Below are 18,871 nucleotides of genomic sequence, written 5' to 3'. Positions count from 1 at the left end.
TATATATGTTTATATTATTAAATAGATTCTTCTTAGTCTAGTCAGGATAATTTTGAGCAAACTACACAATGATTTAGCAAATTGCATCAGATTTCTTTCAATTGATGCTGTGCAGAAAGCAAATTCTGGTCACCCTGGTATGCCAATGGGTATGGCGGATGTTGCAACTGTTCTGTTTAAAAATTTTTTAAGATTTAATCCAAAAAATCCAAGTTGGTTAAATAGAGATAGATTTGTTTTGTCAGCAGGACATGGTTCAATGTTGCTTTACTCTTTATTATACTTAACTGAGTACAAAAGTATTTCACTCAATAGTATAAAAAAGTTTAGACAACTTAATTCAATTTGCGCAGGACATCCAGAGTATCATGCTAATACTGGCATTGAGACCACAACAGGTCCACTGGGACAAGGAATTGCAAATGCAGTTGGTTTTGCAATTGCTGAAGAAATTTTAAAAAAAAAATTAGGTAAAGAAATAATAAATCACAAAACCTATGTTCTTGCTGGAGACGGTTGCCTAATGGAGGGAATAAGTCATGAAGCAATGAGTTTAGCTGGACATTTGAAACTTAAAAATTTAGTGATGCTATTTGACAATAATTCAATATCGATCGATGGACCAACTAGTTTGGCGGTTTCAGATAATTATAAAAAAAGATTTGAAAGTTATGGTTGGGAATACATTCTTATTGACGGACATAATGAAAAAGAAATTTTTAAAGCTTTAAAAAAAGTACAAAATGCGAAAAAACCAACTGTAATTTCATGTAAGACTAAAATTGGTTATGGATCGCCAAATAAATCAGGCACATCATCTGTTCATGGAAGTCCTCTTGGTCTGGATGAAATTAATCTAGTAAGAAATACACTAAATTGGAATTACAAACCTTTTGAGATTCCAAATAAAATTTTAAAAGAGTGGAAAAAAATTGGTAAAAAAGGTCAAAAACTTGAAAATGCATGGAACAAGATTTATAAAAAAAAAAAGTAAGAATAGATAATTTACTAAAAAATAATTTTACAAAAATTTTAAAACTTGAAAAACAAAATACAATTAAAGAGTTAAGAAGTTTAGCAACAAGGAAGTCGTCGGAGCTTACTTTAAATGCGTTAACTAGTATCACTAGTAATTTAATAGGAGGTTCTGCAGATTTAGCAGGATCAAATAATACAAAAACTAAACATCATAAAATAATAAAGCCTAGTGAAATTAATGGTAATTACATTCACTATGGTGTCAGAGAACATGCAATGAGTGGAATAATGAATGGGCTTGCTCTTCATAGTAATTTTATTCCTTATGGAGGAACTTTTTTGATATTTTCAGATTATTGTAAACCTTCAATAAGGTTATCGGCATTAATGGAACAAAGAGTTATTTATGTCATGACACACGACTCTATTGGTCTTGGAGAAGATGGCCCAACTCATCAACCTATAGAACAATTATCAGGTTTGAGATCTATTCCAAATCTAAATGTTTTTAGACCTGCAGACAGAATGGAAACTATTGAATGTTGGGAACATGCATTAAAAAGTTCAAAAACACCTAGTGTCTTATCTTTAACCAGACAAAATCTTGAACCAATAAGAAAAAAAGTTTTAAACACTAATAAATGTTCTCTAGGTGCATATGAGGTTTTGAGAACAAACAAAAAAATTCATTTAACAATACTTGCTAGTGGTTCTGAAGTTAGCTTAGCAATCGAAACTAGTCATAAATTAGCCAAAGATAAGATATATTCAAAAGTTATATCGATGCCTTGCCAAGAACTATTTGACAAACAATCAAATTCATACCAACAAAAGATAATTAATGAGACAAAAAATATAATCTCTATAGAAGCAGCATCAACTGATTGCTGGAAAAAATATGTTGGCAAAGGTGGCTTATCTTTTGGAATTGATACATTTGGAAAAAGTGCACCTTACAAAGAAATTTATAAACACTTTGGTTTAACCTCGGTAAATATCGCCAACAAATCAAAAAGGCTCTTGGGGAAAAAAATATGACAATAAATGTTGGCATCAATGGAATGGGAAGAATTGGCCGAATGGTTATCAGAGCAATTATCGAAAGCCAAAATGAAAATATCAAAATAAAACATATCAATAATAGATCTAATTCAGAGGCAAGTTGTACACTAATTAAATATGATTCTGTTCATGGAAAATTTAATGCAGATCTTGATTACGATGAAAATCATTTAATTATAAATAAAAATAAAATTACTTTTTCTCAAGAATCTAAAATTGAAGATATTAATTGGAAAAAATTTGGCGTTGATTACGTTTTTGAATGCACTGGTAAATTTAATTCAAAAGAAAAATTATTAGCACATATCAAGAATGGTGCAAAAAAAGTTGTAGTCTCTGCTCCATGTAAAAACGCAGACAAAACTATCGTATTTGGTGTAAATGAAGAAGAGCTTACAAAAAATGATCAAATAATTTCTGCAGCATCTTGTACCACAAATTGTTTGGCTCCAGTTGCAAGTACACTTCATAAAAATTTTGAAATTGAAAAAGGTTTTATGACTACAATTCATGCCTTTACTAGTGATCAAAGAATTTTAGATAATTCTCACAAAGATCCAAGAAGAGCAAGATCTGCAAGCCAATCGATTGTTCCAACTTCTACCGGAGCTTCAAAAGCTATAGGGGAAATAATTCCATCTTTAAAAGGTAAATTGGAAGGTGTTGCGATGCGAGTTCCAACTCCAAATGTGTCCCTGATTGAATTAGTTTTTTGTACCAAAAAAGAGATAAACAAAGAAAAAATTAATGAAGCCTTCAAAGAAGTTTCAAAAAATCAGTCTAAAAAAATATTAGAAATAACATCAGAAAAACTAGTATCTATTGACTTTAATCATAATTCATCATCAGCAATTGTAGATGCTTCACTTACTAGCGTAGTAGGTAAAAATATGGGAAAAATTTCTGCTTGGTATGACAATGAGTGGGGATTTTCAAATAGAATGTGTGACATAGCAGAATACGTTTATAAAATCTCTTAATGAAAAGTATCAGTGAAGAATTAAATCTTAATAATCAAAAAATATTATTAAGATTAGATTTAAATGTTCCTTTAATTGATGACAAAATCACTGACACAACAAGGATTGATAAAATTCTACCTACTTTAAAATTTCTAATTTCTCAAAATACAAAAATCATAATTATTTCTCATGTAGGAAGACCTAAAGGACAGGTGGTAAACGAACTTTCACTTAGACCCATATGTCAAGATTTAGAGATAAAATTAAGTCAAAATATAAAACTCATTTCTAAAAATATTAAAGAAATAGTTTCAGAAGATTTATTTAATAATGGTGATGAAAAAATAGTTATGCTAGAAAATATAAGGTTTTATCCTGATGAAGAAAAAAATAATCCACAATTTGCAAAGCATCTTGCAAGTTTAGCTGATATTTATGTTAATGATGCTTTTTCATGTTCTCATAGGGCACACGCATCCATTGATGAGATAACAAATTTTTTACCTTGTTACTCCGGATTACAACTTGATTTAGAAGTTGGTGCTTTAAAAAAAATTACTTCTGAAATTAAAAAACCTATAACCTGTATTATTGGAGGCTCAAAAGTCTCTACTAAAATTAATATAATTAAGAACTTAATAACTAAATTTGACAACATTATAATTGTAGGCGGAATGGCTAACAATATTATTAAATATATGGGTAACCAAATTGGAAAATCCTTAAAAGAAGAAAACTGTAACCCTATTATAAAAGAAATTATTTCACTTTCAGAAACAGAAAACTGTAAAATAATTTATCCTCAAGATGCTGTAGTAGGAAAAAACTTAAATGGAAACCCACAAACTAAAGAGTTGAGTGAAATTTCATCCGATGAAATGATTTTAGATATTGGCCCAAAAACTATTGGAATTATTAAAAATATCATTGATAAAAGTAATACTATTTTGTGGAATGGACCTGCTGGATATTTTGAAAATCCTAGCTTTGCTAATGGTAGTATTGAAATTGCTAAGAAGATAATTGAAAATAATAAATCTAATAAAATCTATTCAGTTGCTGGTGGAGGAGATACATTTTCATTATTGAATAGTTTAAATGCGGTTAATGATTTTAATTTTGTTTCAACTGCAGGGGGAGCTTTTTTAGAATATCTTGAAGGCAAAGAACTTCCTGGTATAAAAGCTTTGAACTAAAATGTCTGATCTTAATAAAATAGCCCTTAAAATTCTTTCAAATGGTAAAGGCATACTAGCTGCAGACGAAAGTAATGGAACGATGACTAAAAGATTAGAGTCAGTAAATATTCAATCAACACCAGAAAATAGACTTCTTTTTAGAGAAACACTTTTTACAGCAGATAGCATGAAAGACTGTATTGGTGGAGTTATATTGTATGATGAAACAATCAACCAAAAATCAGGCAATGGAAAAACAATCCCAGCCATAATTTCAGAGACAGGAGCTGTTCCAGGTATTAAAGTTGACACTGGTGCAAAAGATTTAGCCAATTCATTAGATGAAAAAGTTACCGAGGGTTTAGATGGACTAAGAGAAAGAATAAAAAAATATTATGAGCTTGGTGCAAGATTTACAAAGTGGAGAGGTGTTTATAATATTGGAAAAAAATACCCAAGTAAAATTGCAATTAATTCAAATGCTCATGCGCTAGCGAGATATTCTGCTCTAGTACAAGAATGTGGAATGGTTCCAATTGTTGAACCAGAAGTCTTAATGGATGGAGATCATTCTGCTGATGATTGCTTAATAAAAACATCAGAAGTAATTCAAAAATGTTTTGAAGAGCTTTTAATTCACAAAATTGACCTTACAGGCATAATTTTAAAACCAAACATGATTTTAGCAGGTAATAAATCAAAAAATAAAATCTCTAATGAAGAAGTTTCTTCTAAAACACTTGAGTGTTTAAAAAAATCAGTTCCAAATGAAGTTCCTGGAATTGCTTTTTTGTCTGGAGGCCAATCAGAAATTGAGGCAACAGAAAATTTAAACTTAATCAATAAAAATAATAATACTAATTTTATAATGACGTACTCATATGGAAGAGCTCTTCAACAAAGTGCTTTAAAATTCTGGGCGAAAGATATTAAGAATATCGAAGGTACTCAAAATATTTTTAATAATAGAGCAAGAATGAATACTTTAGCAGCTCAAGGTAAATGGTCTAAAGAAATTGAGAATAAATAAAAAAAAATTTATTTATCTTATTTCTCCAAATAAAATTTATCCTCAATTTTATCAGGATTTAAAAAAAGTACTTCATACTGGCAAGGTAGCTCTATTTCAATTAAGACTTAAAAAATATTCACTTAAACAAAAAATTGTAATTGGAAATAGAATTCAACGAATTTGTAAACTAAATAATGTTAAATTTATAGTCAATGATGATCCTAAACTCTCAAAAACACTTAATGCAGATGGTTGTCATTTAGGTCAAAAAGATATGGACATAAAAAATGCTAGAAAAATAATTGGAAATAAGATTATTGGTGTTACGTGCCATAATTCAATTAAATTGGCAAAAGCTGCTATTAAAGAAAATGCCGATTATATTGCCTTTGGAGCTTTCTTTTCTACTAAAACTAAAAAAATAAAATTTAAGGCTGATATTAAAATTTTAAGCAAAATTAAAAAGTTAACCAAAACCCCAATAGTTACAATTGGTGGTATAAATTTTGATAATTATAAAAAACTGCTATTGAACAATGCTAATTTATTAGCTATTTCAAGCTACGTTTGGAATAATAAAAAATATAAACCCTTAGAAACTATAGAAAAAATTAAATGAAGATTAATGCTGGTGAAATTAGAGTAGGAATGCTTTTAGAATATAAAAGTGATTTATGGCAAGTTCTTAAAACACAACATGTTAAACCGGGTAAAGGTGGAGCATTTGCCCAAGTAGAAATGAAAAGTTTAGAAAAAAATACAAAATTAAATGAACGATTTAGATCTAGTGAAACTGTTGAAAAAGCTTCATTAGAAGAAACTAAATTTAATTATTTATATGAAGATGAAAATAATTATTTTTTTATGGAACCAAAAACATTTGAACAAGTTGAAATTAAGAGAGAAATTGTAGGCGAACAAGGAAAATTATTAACTGAAAACCTAGAAGTGACTGTTAGTTTTTATAATGAAAATCCAATTTCAATTGAACTTCCAAATCAAGTAAAGTGTAAGATAGAAACAACAGACGTTGCACTAAAAGGACAAACTGTTTCTTCATCTTATAAACCTGCAACACTCGATAATGGTTTAAATATTCAAGTTCCACCATTTATTGAGTCTGGTGATGAAGTGATAGTAGATACAAGAAATTTAGAGTACATAAAAAAAATTTAACTGAATGATCTCTATATCGTCAAATCTAAATATCATGATTAAAGCTGCTGAAAAAGCATCTAAATCTGTAATTCGTGATTTTGGAGAAGTTGAAAAATTACAAGTTTCCAAAAAAGGACCCTATGATTTTGTTACAAAGACAGACAAGCATGTAGAAAAAGTTTTGATTGAAGAATTATCAAAAATTAAAAAAAATTATTCTTTTATAACTGAAGAAACAGGAATAATTAAAAATAATGATAAGGAAAATATTTGGATTATTGACCCAATTGATGGAACAACAAACTTTTTACATGGGATACCTCACTTTGCCATTTGCATCGCACTACAATCTAAAAAGGAAATTGTAAGTGGCTTAATTTTTGACCCAATCAAAGATGAGATGTTTTTTGCTGAAAAAGATAAAGGGGCATTTTTAAATAACCAAAGATTAAGAGTTTCAAAAAAAAACTCAATTGATGATTGTCTATTTTCAAGTAACCATGAAGGTGTTAAATTTAGTGATCTTAACATGAGATATAGTGGATGTGCTGCATTAGATTTGGCCTATGTTGCTTCTGGAAGGCTTGATGGTTTTTTTCATAATAATATTAATCTTTGGGATGTCGCAGCAGGAGAAATATTGGTCAAAGAAGCAGGAGGATTAGTTAATGATATTCATAAATTTGATGTAGATAAGATTGATATTAGGGCCTCAAGCGCTGCGATTAATAATAAAATGTTGGAAAATTTAGTTAACTTTTAATTGTGTTATAAAATTCTTTTGCTATAAGTCTCGTTATGAAAAAAGACATACATCCAAACTACCATACAATTAAAGTCGAAATGACTGACGGTTCTCAATTTGAAACAAAGTCAACATGGGGAGCTGAGGGTGATTTACTTAAACTAGAAATTGACCCAAAATCTCATTCTGCATGGACAGGTGGAAAACAAAAATTAATGGATAAAGGTAGAATAAGTAAGTTTAATAAAAAATTTCAAAACTTTAAATCAGATAAGAAAAATTAAATGTCAAACGCACCTTTGATGCCAATGGCTACAGCTGTTTGGTTGGTTGAAAACACAACACTCACTTTTAAGCAAATTGCAAATTTCTGTAACTTACATGAAGTTGAAATTCAAGGAATTGCTGATGGTGAAGTTGCAAAAGGAATTAAAGCTTACAACCCAATAATCTCTGGTCAACTGTCTAGAGAAGAAATTGAATTATCATCTAAAGATGAAAATAGACCTTTACTAATCAAAAGCACAGATATTGAAATTTCTAATAGTGAAAAAAAAATTAAAAAATATGTGCCCTTATCAAAAAGACAAGATAAACCAGACTCTGCACTATGGTTAATCAGACAGCACAATATGCTAAAGGACTCCCAAATTGCAAAGCTAGTTGGCATTACTAAAAATTCGGTTACATCAATTAGAAACAAAAGTTACTGGAATTATAATAATTTAAATCCAAAAGATCCTGTTGCTTTGAACCTATTCAGCCAAAAAGATCTTGTAGAAGCACTAGAAAAAGCTGAGAGAAGAATAAAAAGAGAGAAAAAAGAAAAAGAAAAAGCAAAACAAGCTAAAGAAATTTCAAACATTGAATAAATTTAATAGACATCAAAATTTTATAGTGATACTTACACGCATTTAGGATTATTTATGAAAATAGAAGTTAAAGATAATAATATTGAACAAGCACTTAGGGTGCTTAAAAGAAAACTTCAACGAGATGGTTTTTTTAAAGTAATTAAATTAAAAAATACTTACGAAAAACCTTCTGAGAAAAAAAAAGAATTTTACAAGAAAATATTAAGAGAGTTAAAAAGTTAAATAAACTTAAAAATAGAATTTAACCATACCGCGGGGTGGAGCAGTCTGGTAGCTCGTCAGGCTCATAACCTGAAGGTCGGCGGTTCAAATCCGTCCCCCGCAACCAATTTAATTAAATTTTAAAATTGGACTTTTTACTATCAACAAGAAATGCTCTGACTGTTTCCTGTGTTAATTGATCAAATGATTTTCCAAATTTTTGAATTTTTTCAATAATTGAAGGTGGAATTGTAATTATATGACAACCTAATTGTTTTGCTTGTAAATAATTATACGGCTCTCTTACACTTGCCCATAAAATTTCAACATTCATAAATTTTTTTGCTAAGTTTATACTATTTTTTAACTCTGGAATCGGATCTTTACCTGCATCACCTGCTCTTCCTGCAAAAATAGAGATAATTACTTTAGTTTTCTTATTTATAACTTTTAAGATCTTTTCTGTCTGTTTAGAAGAATAAACTGCAGTTATATTTAATTTGATATCACTATTATTCAATTCTTTTATAACTTGCCCTGTAAAAATATTCCTTGAGTTAACAACTGGTACTTTAACGTATACATTTTTACCCCAAGTGTTTATTTTTTTTCCTTGTTCAATCATTGATTTTTTATCATCTGCAAAAACTTCAAAAGAAATAGGTTTGTTTCTACAAATTTTAAGTATCTCCTTAGAGTAATTCTTATAATCCTTTGCTCCTGCTTTTCTCATTAAACTTGGATTTGTTGTAAAACCTTTAACAATTTTAATTTTACTGAATTTTTTTATGGAATGTAAATTTGCAATATCGCAAAATATTTTAGTATTCATTTAAATATATAGCTTCTTTTAAAATTAATTTAATCATAATTGATAATAATCTTTATACCACTTTATAAATTTAAAAACCCCATCTTCAATTGATGTTTTAGGTTGATAATTAAATTTTTCTTTTAAGTTATCAATGTTTGCATAAGTATCTAACACATCACCAGGTTGCAATGGCAAAAAATTTATTTTTGCTTTTTTTCCTAATGTTTTTTCTAGAGATTTGATATAATCCATTAGCTTAATAGTTTTATTATTCCCTATATTATAAACACGCCAAGGAGCTTTGCTGGAAGCAGGGTCTGGTTGATTGCCATTCCAGTCAACATTAATTGCAGCTGGATGATCTAGTGTCTTTATTATTCCATAAACTATATCATCAATAAATGTAAAATCTCTAGTATGTTTTCCATTGTTAAATACATCGATTGTTTTGTCTTCTAAAATATTTTTAGTAAATTTAAACAATGCCATATCTGGTCTTCCCCAAGGTCCATATACTGTGAAAAATCTAAGTCCTGTAGTTGGCAATTTATAAAGATGGCTATAAGCGTGCGCCATTAGTTCATTAGATTTTTTAGTTGCCGCATAAACAGATAGTGGATGATTAACACTATCATGTTCAGAAAAAGGGATTTTAGTATTAGCCCCATAGACACTTGAAGAACTTGCATAAACAAAATTTTCTATTTTATACTTTTTAGAGTTTTCTAAAATATTAGCAAATCCATCAATATTACTTTTAATATATGCAAGTGGGTTTTTTAGTGAATAACGAACTCCTGCTTGAGCAGCTAAATTAAGAACCTTAGCTGGCCTATGATAATTAAAAATTTCTTCTAAGTTTTTTTGGTCACAAATATCTAATCTATAATGTTTATAATTTGGAAATTTATCTAATATATCAAGTCGAGATTCTTTGATTTTGGGATCATAATAATCATTATGGTTATCAATGCCTATAACTATGTCTCCACGTTCAAGGAGTTGCTTGCATAATGAAAACCCAATAAAACCAACTGAACCAGTTATTAAATTTGTTTTCATGAAGTTAATGTACGAAATTTTTTTTATAAATAATATAAGGTAAATAATTACAAAAAGCTATTTTAGATTAAAATTTTAGCAAATCCTTTAACTTTTAAATAAACGGTTTAAAGGTTTAATTATTCTGCTTCATTAAACGAAGTTTTTTACTGGAAAATTCCTACAAATTTTTGGTAATATCTTCTGTCATTTTTTTTGCGTCTGCAAATAACATCAAAGTATTCTCTTTATAGAATAAATCATTATCAATTCCTGCATATCCTGGGGATAAACTTCTTTTTACAAACAAAACAGATTTACACTTTTCAACATCTAATACTGGCATTCCATAAATCGGACTCTGAGGATCTGTTTTTGCAACTGGGTTAGTAACATCATTTGCACCAATTACAAATGCTACATCTGCATTTGCAAAATCATTATTTATTTCTTCTAACTCAAACACTTCGTCATATGGTACATTTGCTTCTGCAAGTAACACGTTCATATGGCCTGGCATTCGTCCTGCTACAGGGTGGATTGCATAAGAAACCTTTATATCATTCTTTTTTAATGTATCCACCATCTCTCTTAAAGCATGTTGAGCTTGTGCTACTGCCATCCCATAACCAGGCACAATTATAACTGAAGATGCATTTTTCATTAAAAAAGCAGCATCATCTGCGTTTCCACTTTTCACAGGTCTTTGCTCTTTATTTTTTTCTCCAGCACTTTGTTCTGTTGCACCAAATCCACCCAATATAACATTAAAGAAAGATCTATTCATTCCCTTGCACATTATGTAAGAAAGAATTGCACCTGATGAACCAACTAATGCGCCTGTAATAATTAAAGCTGTATTTTCTAAAGTAAAACCAATCCCAGCCGCTGCCCAACCAGAATAAGAGTTTAGCATTGAAATTACTACCGGCATATCTGCACCACCAATTGGAATAATTAATAGAAAACCGATCAAAAAAGAAACTGCTAATAATATCCAAAATAAATTTGAAGATTGGGTAGAGCAAAGTAGATAAGTTAATACAACTATTGAAATTAAAATTAAGGCATTTAGCGGATGTTGTCCTTTAAAGGTTATAGGTGAACCTGACATTATTCCTTGAAGTTTTAAAAAGGCAATAATTGAACCTGAAAATGTGATTGCACCCACTGCTGCACCAATTGACATTTCAATTAAGCTTCCAAGTTTAATGTTACCTGGAGATCCTAAATTAAATGCTTCTGGATTTAAAAAAGCAGCTATTGCAACAAATACAGCTGCAAGCCCAACCAAACTATGAAAGCCAGCTACCAATTCTGGCATTGCGGTCATTGGAATTTTATATGCAATAAAAGCGCCTACTAATCCTCCTATTAAAAGAAATATTAAAACAACTACAAATCCAGTTGAAAAATTACCTACGGATAAAAAAGTAACTGTAATTGCAATAATCATTCCTAAAATACCAAAGAAATTTCCTTGTCTGGATGTTTCAGGTGATGAAAGTCCTCTTAAAGCTAAAATGAACAATACCCCTGAAATTAAATAAAATATGGCAGATAAATTTGCTGATAACATTATTTATCCTTTTTCTTTTTTTTATACATTGCAAGCATTCTTTGGGTGACTAAGAAACCACCAAATATATTTATGGCTGCTAGTGATATTGCTAAAAACCCAAAGATACTTGAGGTGTTAAATATATTATCAGAGTTGCCTGCCAAACCTGCAATAATTGCACCTACAATTATGACAGATGAAATCGCATTGGTAACAGACATTAAAGGAGTGTGAAGTGATGGGGTTACGCTCCAAACTACATAATATCCTATAAAAATTGAAAGGATAAAAATACTTAATCTGAATATAAAAGGATCTATTTCCATAATTTTATTTTATTAACGTTTTTTCAATTATCTCGTCTTCTAAATTTATATTAATTTTATTATTTTCTTTATCATATAAATTCGACACAAAATTAAATACATTTTTAGCATATAAATTAGATGCTGAGGTTGGAAGTTTATTTAAAATATTACTTTCCCCCATTATTTTAACACCATTGCTATCTACAATTTCATCAACTTTAGTATGTGCTGTATTTCCTCCTTGAATAGCTGCTAGATCATAAATGATTGAACCAGAACTCATATTATTAATCATACCTTCTTTAATAATCACTGGTGCTTTTTTTCCAGGAATTAAAGCTGTGCAAATTACAATATCAATTTTCTTTAATGTTTCTGACAATAATTCTTCTTGCTTCTTTTTAAAATCATCTGATGCTTCTTTAGCGTAACCTCCCTCTGTCTCAAGATTTTCAGCACCTTCAACTGTTAAAAATTTACCCCCCAAACTTTCAACCTGTTCTTTAGAAGCCATTCTAACATCTGTTGCAAATACAATTGCACCCATTCGTTTTGCAGTTGCAATTGCTTGCAATCCTGCAACCCCTGCACCAACCACTAATACTTTTGCAGCGGATATTGTTCCTGCTGCAGTCATCATCATTGGTATTGCTTTTTCAAAATGAGCAAACGACTCTACTACTGCTTTATAACCCGCAAGGTTTGCTTGTGAGGATAATATATCCATAGACTGAGCTCTTGTTATTCTTGGAAGTAATTCAAGTGAAAAAGTATTAATATTTTTTTTAACTAAATCATTTATCTTATCTTTATTATCATATGGGTTTAATACCCCAATAAATGTTTGATTTTCTTTTAATAAAGAGTTTTTTTCATCATCCAATAACCCTAACTGAACAATAATATCTGCACTAGATATGATTTCTTTTTCATCTTTTGAAATTGATACTCCTAATTCTTTATACTCTTCATCTCTAATTCCAAGATGACTTCCATAATTTTCAGGTAGTAAAACTTCAAGACCAAGAGATATATATTTTTTTGCAATCTCAGGAGTAATTGCTATTCTTTTTTCAATTATTTGATTTTCTAAAATAGAAGCAATTTTCATACATTGATCTTATAGTAAGAAGATTGCCATTAAAACTAAAACACCAATCACTGCGACTGTTCCCCACAACACAAATTTTGTAAAATTGTTCCAGGTATTTTTATGGTCTTCATTATCCATAAAAATTACTTCTGTCTTGCTTTAAACTTTGGATTAGTTTTATTGATAACGTACACACGACCTCTTCTTCTAACCAACTTTGAATTAAGGTCTCTTTTTTTAATGGACTTTAATGAGCTTTTTATTTTCATAATTTTTCACCTTTAATAAACGAAGTTACATAATCTTTCAAATCTATTCTTCCATATTTATTAATTATTTTACGATTATTTGATATTTTTGTTAATGCTGATGCATATCGCTCACCAGATCTTGGTTTTAAATAAGTTATTTTAGTTTTAAACATTTTAGCAAGATCTTGTATAGAATAAGATTTTTTGTGACTTATGCTATAATGTTGACATTTATTATTCTTCCATGCTTCAATGCAAATATTAATAGTATCATCAATATGAGTAAATCGTCTGGTCTGAGTTCCGGGTTTTACAATAGTTAGTGGTTTATTTTTTTTATGTTGATCTTCAAAAATTCCAACTACCGTTGCCATATCGCCTACTTTGATTTGACCAGGTCCATACACATTATAAAAATAAATAATTTCAAATTTAAAATTAAACCATTTTCTTAAGTTTTCTAATAATTCTAGATTTTTAGATTTTGTAAAAGCATAGGGGGATAAGTTTTTATCATTTCCTTTATTGCCAAGTGAGGCTGAGGTTGCAGAATAAATTAGTTTGATATTATTATCTAAACAAAACTTAAAAACTGCATTCGATCCAATAGAATTTGATTTAAAACATTCATCAAATTTTTTAAAGCTTTGATAAATTCTTGCAAATTCTCCAAAATGAAAAATTGAATGAATTCGATTTTTTACATTTTTTAAATGTTTTGAAATATCAATAGTTTCTGTTTTTATGTATTTAACTCTAGCATCTTTAATGTGATTTTTTTTATTACCTGATGAATAATTATCTAAACTAATGATTTTTTTATTTGTTTTTTTCAAAAGAGATTTAATTAAATTAGAACCTACAAATCCAGCACCACCAGTTACAACAATGAAATTTTTCATTTAAGATATGCCTGGCAATGTCCTACTCTTCCGTGTCTTAAGACAAAGTACCATTGGCGCTGAAAGGCTTGACTGCCGAGTTCGGAATGGGATCGGGTATTACACTTTCGCAATAATCACCAGGCAACTCTTAATACAAAAAAAAATTAAGAATGTAAAGATTATTTTTTAAAATTGTAAATAGTATTTAATAAATAATTAAATAGTTTGTGTATTAGTTATTTTCAGGGTTTTTAATTACCCATACTAACAAAACATACGTTAAACCAATTAGTAAACCAAGTATTATTGAAATCACATAAATTCTAAAATTTTCAGATTTAGCTAATGATTTAACACTTATTAAAGATGAATTGTATTTTATCAATTTGAAATCATCATTTTTTTTTAAATTTTGAATTTCATTTTTAATAAAGATTAATTCGTTATTAACTCGTTGCTCCATTATTTCTATTTCTTTGTCAATTGCCTTATAACCTCTTAAATAATATAAAGTACTATTTCTACTCAAATTTAATTGCCTCATTTCGAAATCTTCTACTGCATTATTTTCTATATTTAATTCTTTAGCAACCATGCTTTGTTCTTTTAAATATTCAATTTTTTTATTATTTTCAGAAATTGTATGATATTCATAAAAGTTAAAGATAAAGTCTATTTCTTCATACATTTTTTGTTTTAATAAAGATAATGATTCTGTCAATACATCATTAAAAATATCTTTTGCCTCTTCTGCTTCTGGCCATATAAATGTTATAGTATATTCTTCTCCAACTACTCTTAATTTTAAATTTTTATATTCTTGTAAATCTTTTCTTTCAACTGAAAATTTTTTAGAAATTTTAATAAATTCTTTTTCTTGCTCACTTGAAGGGAGTTTTTCTATTTTTTCTGCAAATAAGAAATTGTTTTTTTTTATTATTAATTTTAGATCATCATAGTTATCAAAAATCTCTAAGTATTTTTTAAAAATCTTGTTTCCATTTACTGGAATTATTTCTTTTATTAACCCATCTTTGAGACCATCTTCTTTTTTTAATACAATTAAATTTTTTGTTAAATATTGATTTATAGGTAAAAATCTAATCAAAGACGAATCTGATCTAGGTTCTATAACCATAGAAACCTCATAAAGTGGTTTTTCTTTATTTTGAATGTTGTAGATTATAGCTATTATAAGACAAATTAATGTGATTATAATTATTTTTAATTTTTCAAGCCAAAATGTTTTAAGTATCTCTGCTAAGTAAATTTTATTTTTCATATAGATTAAAATTAATAATTAATATGTATTATCATAAATTATAATTAATAAAATAAAAATTTAATTTCTATAATTGCTCATTTAAATAATTAATTGCTCATTTAAATAATTCATAAATTTAGTAATTATTTTAAGTATTTAAGTTGAAAACTTTATGAAATATTTTTTGAATATATTGACTGAAGATAAAAACCTACTGGCAAACTATAAACTATCATTAACCAATTATTAAAAAAATTACCATTTGGAGATAACGGCCAAATTGTAATTAATATTCCAGCTAGAAGACATACTTGGTAATCGCTTAAGGGTCTTTTTTCTTTAAAAATAATTGACTTAAACTGTTTTAAGGAAACAATAATTACATAAGATAATGTTGTAAATAAAAATAAAAAGCCGATTATCCCTGTTTCTGCTAATAATTGTATATAAAAATTATGTGGATGTGTCATACATGGAGAAACTCCAACAGCATATTTTTCAATTTTACATTTTACTCTAAACATTTTTGGTCCATGACCTATTAATGGTTTGTCTTTAAATATATTATATGCTGTGCGTATCAAACTATCATGACCTCGCGTAAAAATTACGATACTTTGATCTTTTGAATTAAAAAAATTTTTTTCACTTGAATTTTTTATTATCCCCATTTCTTCAGCAGGTTCTAAAAACATTCTTTTAACAACATTTGGGGAATTTAAGCTAAAAATGAAGATACATAAAATTGCAAACAAGAAAGTAAACAATCTAAATTTTTGATATTCTTTGATAAAAATAATTATAAATATAGTTGATAGATTTAAAAAAAAAATGCAACTCTTTCGCCTGACATATAAATTAATATATCAATCAAAACAAACAAAACGCTTATAAAATAAACTTCTATTTTATTTTTTTTTTATCAAAAATAATGCAAACAACAGAGGGAATAGTCGTGAAAGATATGAACCCATAATAAGTTCATCTCCAAAAAAGGATGAGGCTCTATTACCACCTTCTAATACAAATCCAGATAAATTTTTTCCAGTAAAATATTGAATAAAACCATCGACAACTAAGGTTGTAAAAGATATTAATAAAGAATAGTAGAAATAAGTTAAAATTTTCCTATTCTTTTCAATCAAATACCAAATTAAACAGCTAAATAAACCTATCCTAAAATAAAATAGTGAACTTTGATAGCTGAGCAAAACATCTTCCGCAACAAAAGTACTTAAAAAAATACAGTATAAACAAAAGGAAAAAAAAAAATTAATGGTTTATTAAGAAAAAAATAATAATTTTTATTTTTAATTTCACAAAACAAAAAAATTAAACCCGAAATACTTATTATTAAATCTGGAAAAAATGGACCCCAGATTAATAGCGGAATTATTAAAGAAATTATGAAAGGAATTAATAAATTAAAATTATAATGTTTTAGATTGTTCATAAAAAATTAAATCTTATAACTATTTAATACTTATAATGTTATTCTTGTTTTTATTTAAATTATTAGTTTTATGATTTTCATTAATTTGTTTGTTTTCATAAAGATAATCGACTATTTCAGAGTTAGATTTATAAGTTGGAAGTAAATTCTTTAGTAAATTTTTAACTTTATATATTTTATTATTTTCTAAAAAAAATGACATCTTATCTAATTCTTTCTGAAGAAGGTTTAATGGTATGAAAGGATCTTGTGCTTTTTGTATTTTCTCATGAAAAGTTTTTTTAGGATTATCTCCTAATAGCAATTCCTCATATAATTTTTCACCTGGTCTTAAACCTATTGTTTTTATTTCAATATCTCCTTCAGGGTTAATATTCTCTTTAATTGTTAGTCCTGAAAGTTTAATCATTTTATAAACCAAACTTTTTATTTTAACACTTTTTCCCATATCTAATATAAAGACCTCGCAGGCCTCAGTCATAGCACCAGCTTGGATAACCAATTGTGAGGACTCCGTTAAAGTCATAAAAAATCTAGTAACTTCAGGATGAGTTAAAGTTACTGGACCACCTTCTTCAATTTGTTTTTTAAATTTAGGAATTACGGAGCCAGATGACTGCAGAACATTCCCAAAACGAACAATTGCAAACTTAGTTTTTTTAAATTTAAATTCATTATAAAGAGATTGAACACAAATCTCTGCCAATCTTTTACTAGCACCCATTATATTAGTTGGTCTTACAGCTTTATCACTAGAAACAAGTACAAAATTTGAGACTTCGTGTATGATTGAAGTTTTCGCTAGTAAAAAAGTTCCAAAAACATTATTTTTAACTCCCTCACAAATGTTTGCTTCTACTAATGGAACATGTTTATAGGCAGCAGCATGGTAAACAGTATCTACATGGAAATTTTTAAAAATCGCCTCTAGTCTAGATAAATTTTGAACATTTGCTATTAATGGAATAATATTAATATTTGATGTTTGTTTTTTTAATTCTTCATCAATTTTGTAAAGCGCAAATTCATTTAGCTCAATAAGTAACAGTATCTTAGGTTTAAGCCTTACAATTTGACGACAAAGTTCAGAACCAATCGAACCTCCTGCGCCAGTAACTAATACAATTTTAGATGTAATATTCTTTGACATTAACTGCAAATCAGGCTTAACTTGTTCTCGACCCAATAAATCTTCTATAGATAAATCTTTAATATCAGCTACTGATATTTTTCCATCAACTATATCTTGAATACTTGGTAATGTTTTTACTTTTATTTTGAAGGTGTTTAAATTATTTATAATTTGATTTCTTTTTAAACTACTTATTGATGGTAAAGCTAATAAAACTAAATCTATATTCTTTAATTTGCTTAATTGCTCTATTTCTTGAGGATTGAATACAGTTTGACCTAGTATTGTTTGATCATGAAATTGTTCATTATCATCTAGAAAACCAACAACCTTCATTTCTGGATTATTCTCTAGACTTGCTAATAACTGTCTTCCAGCACTTCCGGCACCGTAGATAAGTATTTTTTTTTTATTTTTAGGCCTTTTAAGGGAAAAATTATTTAAAAAAAAATACTTAATCGTTAATCTTGAACCTGAAATAACTAAAAATAACAACAAAGGGTTTATTATGCCAATTGATCTTGGAATGCCTTGAAACCCATAAATGCCAATTATTGTAAAATAAATCAAACCATAAAAAAAGGAACCAATAGCTACACTAAACAATATTGATGAGCCTGCAAACCGGAACATTGTTTTATACAAACCAATTATCCAAAATATTGGGATTGCCAATATAACAGAGATTATTACAGGTAAAATATTAATATTATTAAATCTTACAAATTCCTCTAATCTTAAATAAAATGCCAACCACACACATAAAACACATAAAATTATATCCATAGTTATTACAATGCTTCTCTTTAAATATCGAGGAAGATAAAGAACATTTTTTGATATTTTTACTATAGCAGACATTAAATATTATAAATTTTGAATAAATTTTTTTTTAAATT

At 28.1% G+C, this 18,871-nt stretch carries 20 protein-coding genes, 1 tRNA gene, 1 rRNA gene and 2 pseudogenes; 11 read left to right on the top strand and 13 right to left on the bottom strand.

The window, feature by feature from the left end:
* The first annotated feature begins 52 nt into the window (after positions 1 to 52).
* The 11 genes and pseudogenes from tkt to ACIJYF_RS00945 all read left to right on the top strand — a co-directional run bounded on the left by tkt (position 53) and on the right by ACIJYF_RS00945 (position 8,298).
* A pseudogene (tkt, locus tag ACIJYF_RS00995) lies at positions 53 to 2,016 on the top strand (transketolase).
* Positions 2,013 to 3,020, top strand: a complete 1,008-nt coding sequence (gap, locus tag ACIJYF_RS00990; RefSeq protein ID WP_435116955.1) for a type I glyceraldehyde-3-phosphate dehydrogenase — start codon at positions 2,013 to 2,015, stop codon at positions 3,018 to 3,020. The pseudogene tkt and the gene gap overlap by 4 nt, the downstream one beginning before the upstream one ends.
* Complete coding sequence (locus ACIJYF_RS00985) at positions 3,020 to 4,198, top strand: phosphoglycerate kinase (RefSeq protein ID WP_435116953.1); 1,179 nt, start codon at positions 3,020 to 3,022, stop codon at positions 4,196 to 4,198. The genes gap and ACIJYF_RS00985 overlap by 1 nt, the downstream gene beginning before the upstream one ends.
* 1 nt (position 4,199) lies before the next feature.
* On the top strand, positions 4,200 to 5,210 hold the full coding sequence (locus ACIJYF_RS00980) for a class I fructose-bisphosphate aldolase (protein WP_435116952.1): 1,011 nt from the start codon (positions 4,200 to 4,202) through the stop codon (positions 5,208 to 5,210).
* The gene (gene thiE / locus ACIJYF_RS00975) at positions 5,197 to 5,811 is read left to right on the top strand and encodes a thiamine phosphate synthase (RefSeq protein ID WP_435116950.1); all 615 of its coding nucleotides are present in this window, start codon (positions 5,197 to 5,199) and stop codon (positions 5,809 to 5,811) included. Before ACIJYF_RS00980 ends, thiE begins: the two co-directional genes overlap by 14 nt.
* On the top strand, positions 5,808 to 6,368 hold the full coding sequence (gene efp, locus ACIJYF_RS00970) for an elongation factor P (RefSeq protein WP_435116948.1): 561 nt from the start codon (positions 5,808 to 5,810) through the stop codon (positions 6,366 to 6,368). The genes thiE and efp overlap by 4 nt, the downstream gene beginning before the upstream one ends.
* A 4-nt stretch (positions 6,369 to 6,372) precedes the next feature.
* Complete coding sequence (locus tag ACIJYF_RS00965; protein ID WP_435116946.1) at positions 6,373 to 7,113, top strand: inositol monophosphatase family protein; 741 nt, start codon at positions 6,373 to 6,375, stop codon at positions 7,111 to 7,113.
* A gap of 35 nt (positions 7,114 to 7,148) precedes the next feature.
* Positions 7,149 to 7,379, top strand: coding sequence for a 50S ribosomal protein L31 (rpmE, locus tag ACIJYF_RS00960; protein ID WP_435116944.1), 231 nt, complete (start codon positions 7,149 to 7,151; stop codon positions 7,377 to 7,379).
* Positions 7,380 to 7,967: a cell cycle transcriptional regulator TrcR gene (locus tag ACIJYF_RS00955; RefSeq protein ID WP_435116942.1), complete on the top strand. Its 588-nt coding sequence runs from the start codon at positions 7,380 to 7,382 to the stop codon at positions 7,965 to 7,967.
* Between the two features lie 54 nt (positions 7,968 to 8,021).
* Positions 8,022 to 8,215, top strand: a pseudogene (gene rpsU / locus ACIJYF_RS00950) (30S ribosomal protein S21).
* Positions 8,216 to 8,221: 6 nt separating this feature from the next.
* A tRNA-Met gene (locus ACIJYF_RS00945) sits at positions 8,222 to 8,298 on the top strand.
* 6 nt (positions 8,299 to 8,304) lie between these two features.
* Here the strand turns inward: ACIJYF_RS00945 and ACIJYF_RS00940 are convergent.
* The 13 genes from ACIJYF_RS00940 to ACIJYF_RS00880 all read right to left on the bottom strand — a co-directional run bounded on the left by ACIJYF_RS00940 (position 8,305) and on the right by ACIJYF_RS00880 (position 18,833).
* Positions 8,305 to 9,003, bottom strand: a complete 699-nt coding sequence (locus ACIJYF_RS00940; RefSeq protein ID WP_435116940.1) for a transaldolase family protein — start codon at positions 9,001 to 9,003, stop codon at positions 8,305 to 8,307.
* Positions 9,004 to 9,036: 33 nt separating this feature from the next.
* Positions 9,037 to 10,047, bottom strand: a complete 1,011-nt coding sequence (locus ACIJYF_RS00935) for an NAD-dependent epimerase (protein WP_435116938.1) — start codon at positions 10,045 to 10,047, stop codon at positions 9,037 to 9,039.
* Between the two features lie 160 nt (positions 10,048 to 10,207).
* Positions 10,208 to 11,605: an NAD(P)(+) transhydrogenase (Re/Si-specific) subunit beta gene (locus ACIJYF_RS00930; protein ID WP_435116936.1), complete on the bottom strand. Its 1,398-nt coding sequence runs from the start codon at positions 11,603 to 11,605 to the stop codon at positions 10,208 to 10,210.
* Complete coding sequence (locus ACIJYF_RS00925; RefSeq protein WP_023648984.1) at positions 11,605 to 11,913, bottom strand: proton-translocating transhydrogenase family protein; 309 nt, start codon at positions 11,911 to 11,913, stop codon at positions 11,605 to 11,607. The genes ACIJYF_RS00930 and ACIJYF_RS00925 overlap by 1 nt, the downstream gene beginning before the upstream one ends.
* A 4-nt stretch (positions 11,914 to 11,917) precedes the next feature.
* Positions 11,918 to 13,006, bottom strand: coding sequence for an NAD(P) transhydrogenase subunit alpha (locus ACIJYF_RS00920; RefSeq protein ID WP_435116934.1), 1,089 nt, complete (start codon positions 13,004 to 13,006; stop codon positions 11,918 to 11,920).
* A gap of 9 nt (positions 13,007 to 13,015) precedes the next feature.
* Positions 13,016 to 13,126: an aa3-type cytochrome c oxidase subunit IV gene (locus ACIJYF_RS00915; protein ID WP_029454198.1), complete on the bottom strand. Its 111-nt coding sequence runs from the start codon at positions 13,124 to 13,126 to the stop codon at positions 13,016 to 13,018.
* A 5-nt stretch (positions 13,127 to 13,131) separates the two neighbouring features.
* Positions 13,132 to 13,257 carry a type B 50S ribosomal protein L36 gene (gene ykgO / locus ACIJYF_RS00910; protein ID WP_008545413.1) on the bottom strand — a complete coding sequence of 42 codons (126 nt, stop codon included), beginning with the start codon at positions 13,255 to 13,257 and terminating at the stop codon, positions 13,132 to 13,134.
* On the bottom strand, positions 13,254 to 14,141 hold the full coding sequence (locus tag ACIJYF_RS00905) for an NAD-dependent epimerase/dehydratase family protein (RefSeq protein WP_435116932.1): 888 nt from the start codon (positions 14,139 to 14,141) through the stop codon (positions 13,254 to 13,256). The genes ykgO and ACIJYF_RS00905 overlap by 4 nt, the downstream gene beginning before the upstream one ends.
* Before the next feature lie 9 nt (positions 14,142 to 14,150).
* Positions 14,151 to 14,265: ribosomal RNA gene (rrf, locus tag ACIJYF_RS00900) — 5S ribosomal RNA — on the bottom strand.
* A 90-nt stretch (positions 14,266 to 14,355) separates the two neighbouring features.
* Positions 14,356 to 15,405: a hypothetical protein gene (locus ACIJYF_RS00895; RefSeq protein WP_435116930.1), complete on the bottom strand. Its 1,050-nt coding sequence runs from the start codon at positions 15,403 to 15,405 to the stop codon at positions 14,356 to 14,358.
* Positions 15,406 to 15,557: 152 nt separating this feature from the next.
* The gene (locus ACIJYF_RS00890; RefSeq protein ID WP_435117948.1) at positions 15,558 to 16,178 is read right to left on the bottom strand and encodes an O-antigen ligase family protein; all 621 of its coding nucleotides are present in this window, start codon (positions 16,176 to 16,178) and stop codon (positions 15,558 to 15,560) included.
* A gap of 117 nt (positions 16,179 to 16,295) precedes the next feature.
* A complete protein-coding gene (locus ACIJYF_RS00885) occupies positions 16,296 to 16,532 on the bottom strand; it encodes a hypothetical protein (protein WP_435116928.1) in 237 nt (78 codons plus the stop codon).
* 327 nt (positions 16,533 to 16,859) lie between these two features.
* Entirely contained in the window at positions 16,860 to 18,833 is a 1,974-nt protein-coding gene (locus ACIJYF_RS00880) for a polysaccharide biosynthesis protein (protein WP_435116926.1), read from the bottom strand.
* Between the last annotated feature and the right edge of the window lie 38 nt (positions 18,834 to 18,871).

Source organism: Candidatus Pelagibacter bacterium nBUS_49, assembly GCF_051200925.1.
GTDB lineage: Bacteria > Pseudomonadota > Alphaproteobacteria > Pelagibacterales > Pelagibacteraceae > Pelagibacter.
Note: the sequence above shows the minus strand (reverse complement) of the source record. Positions and strands in the feature narration are given on the sequence as shown.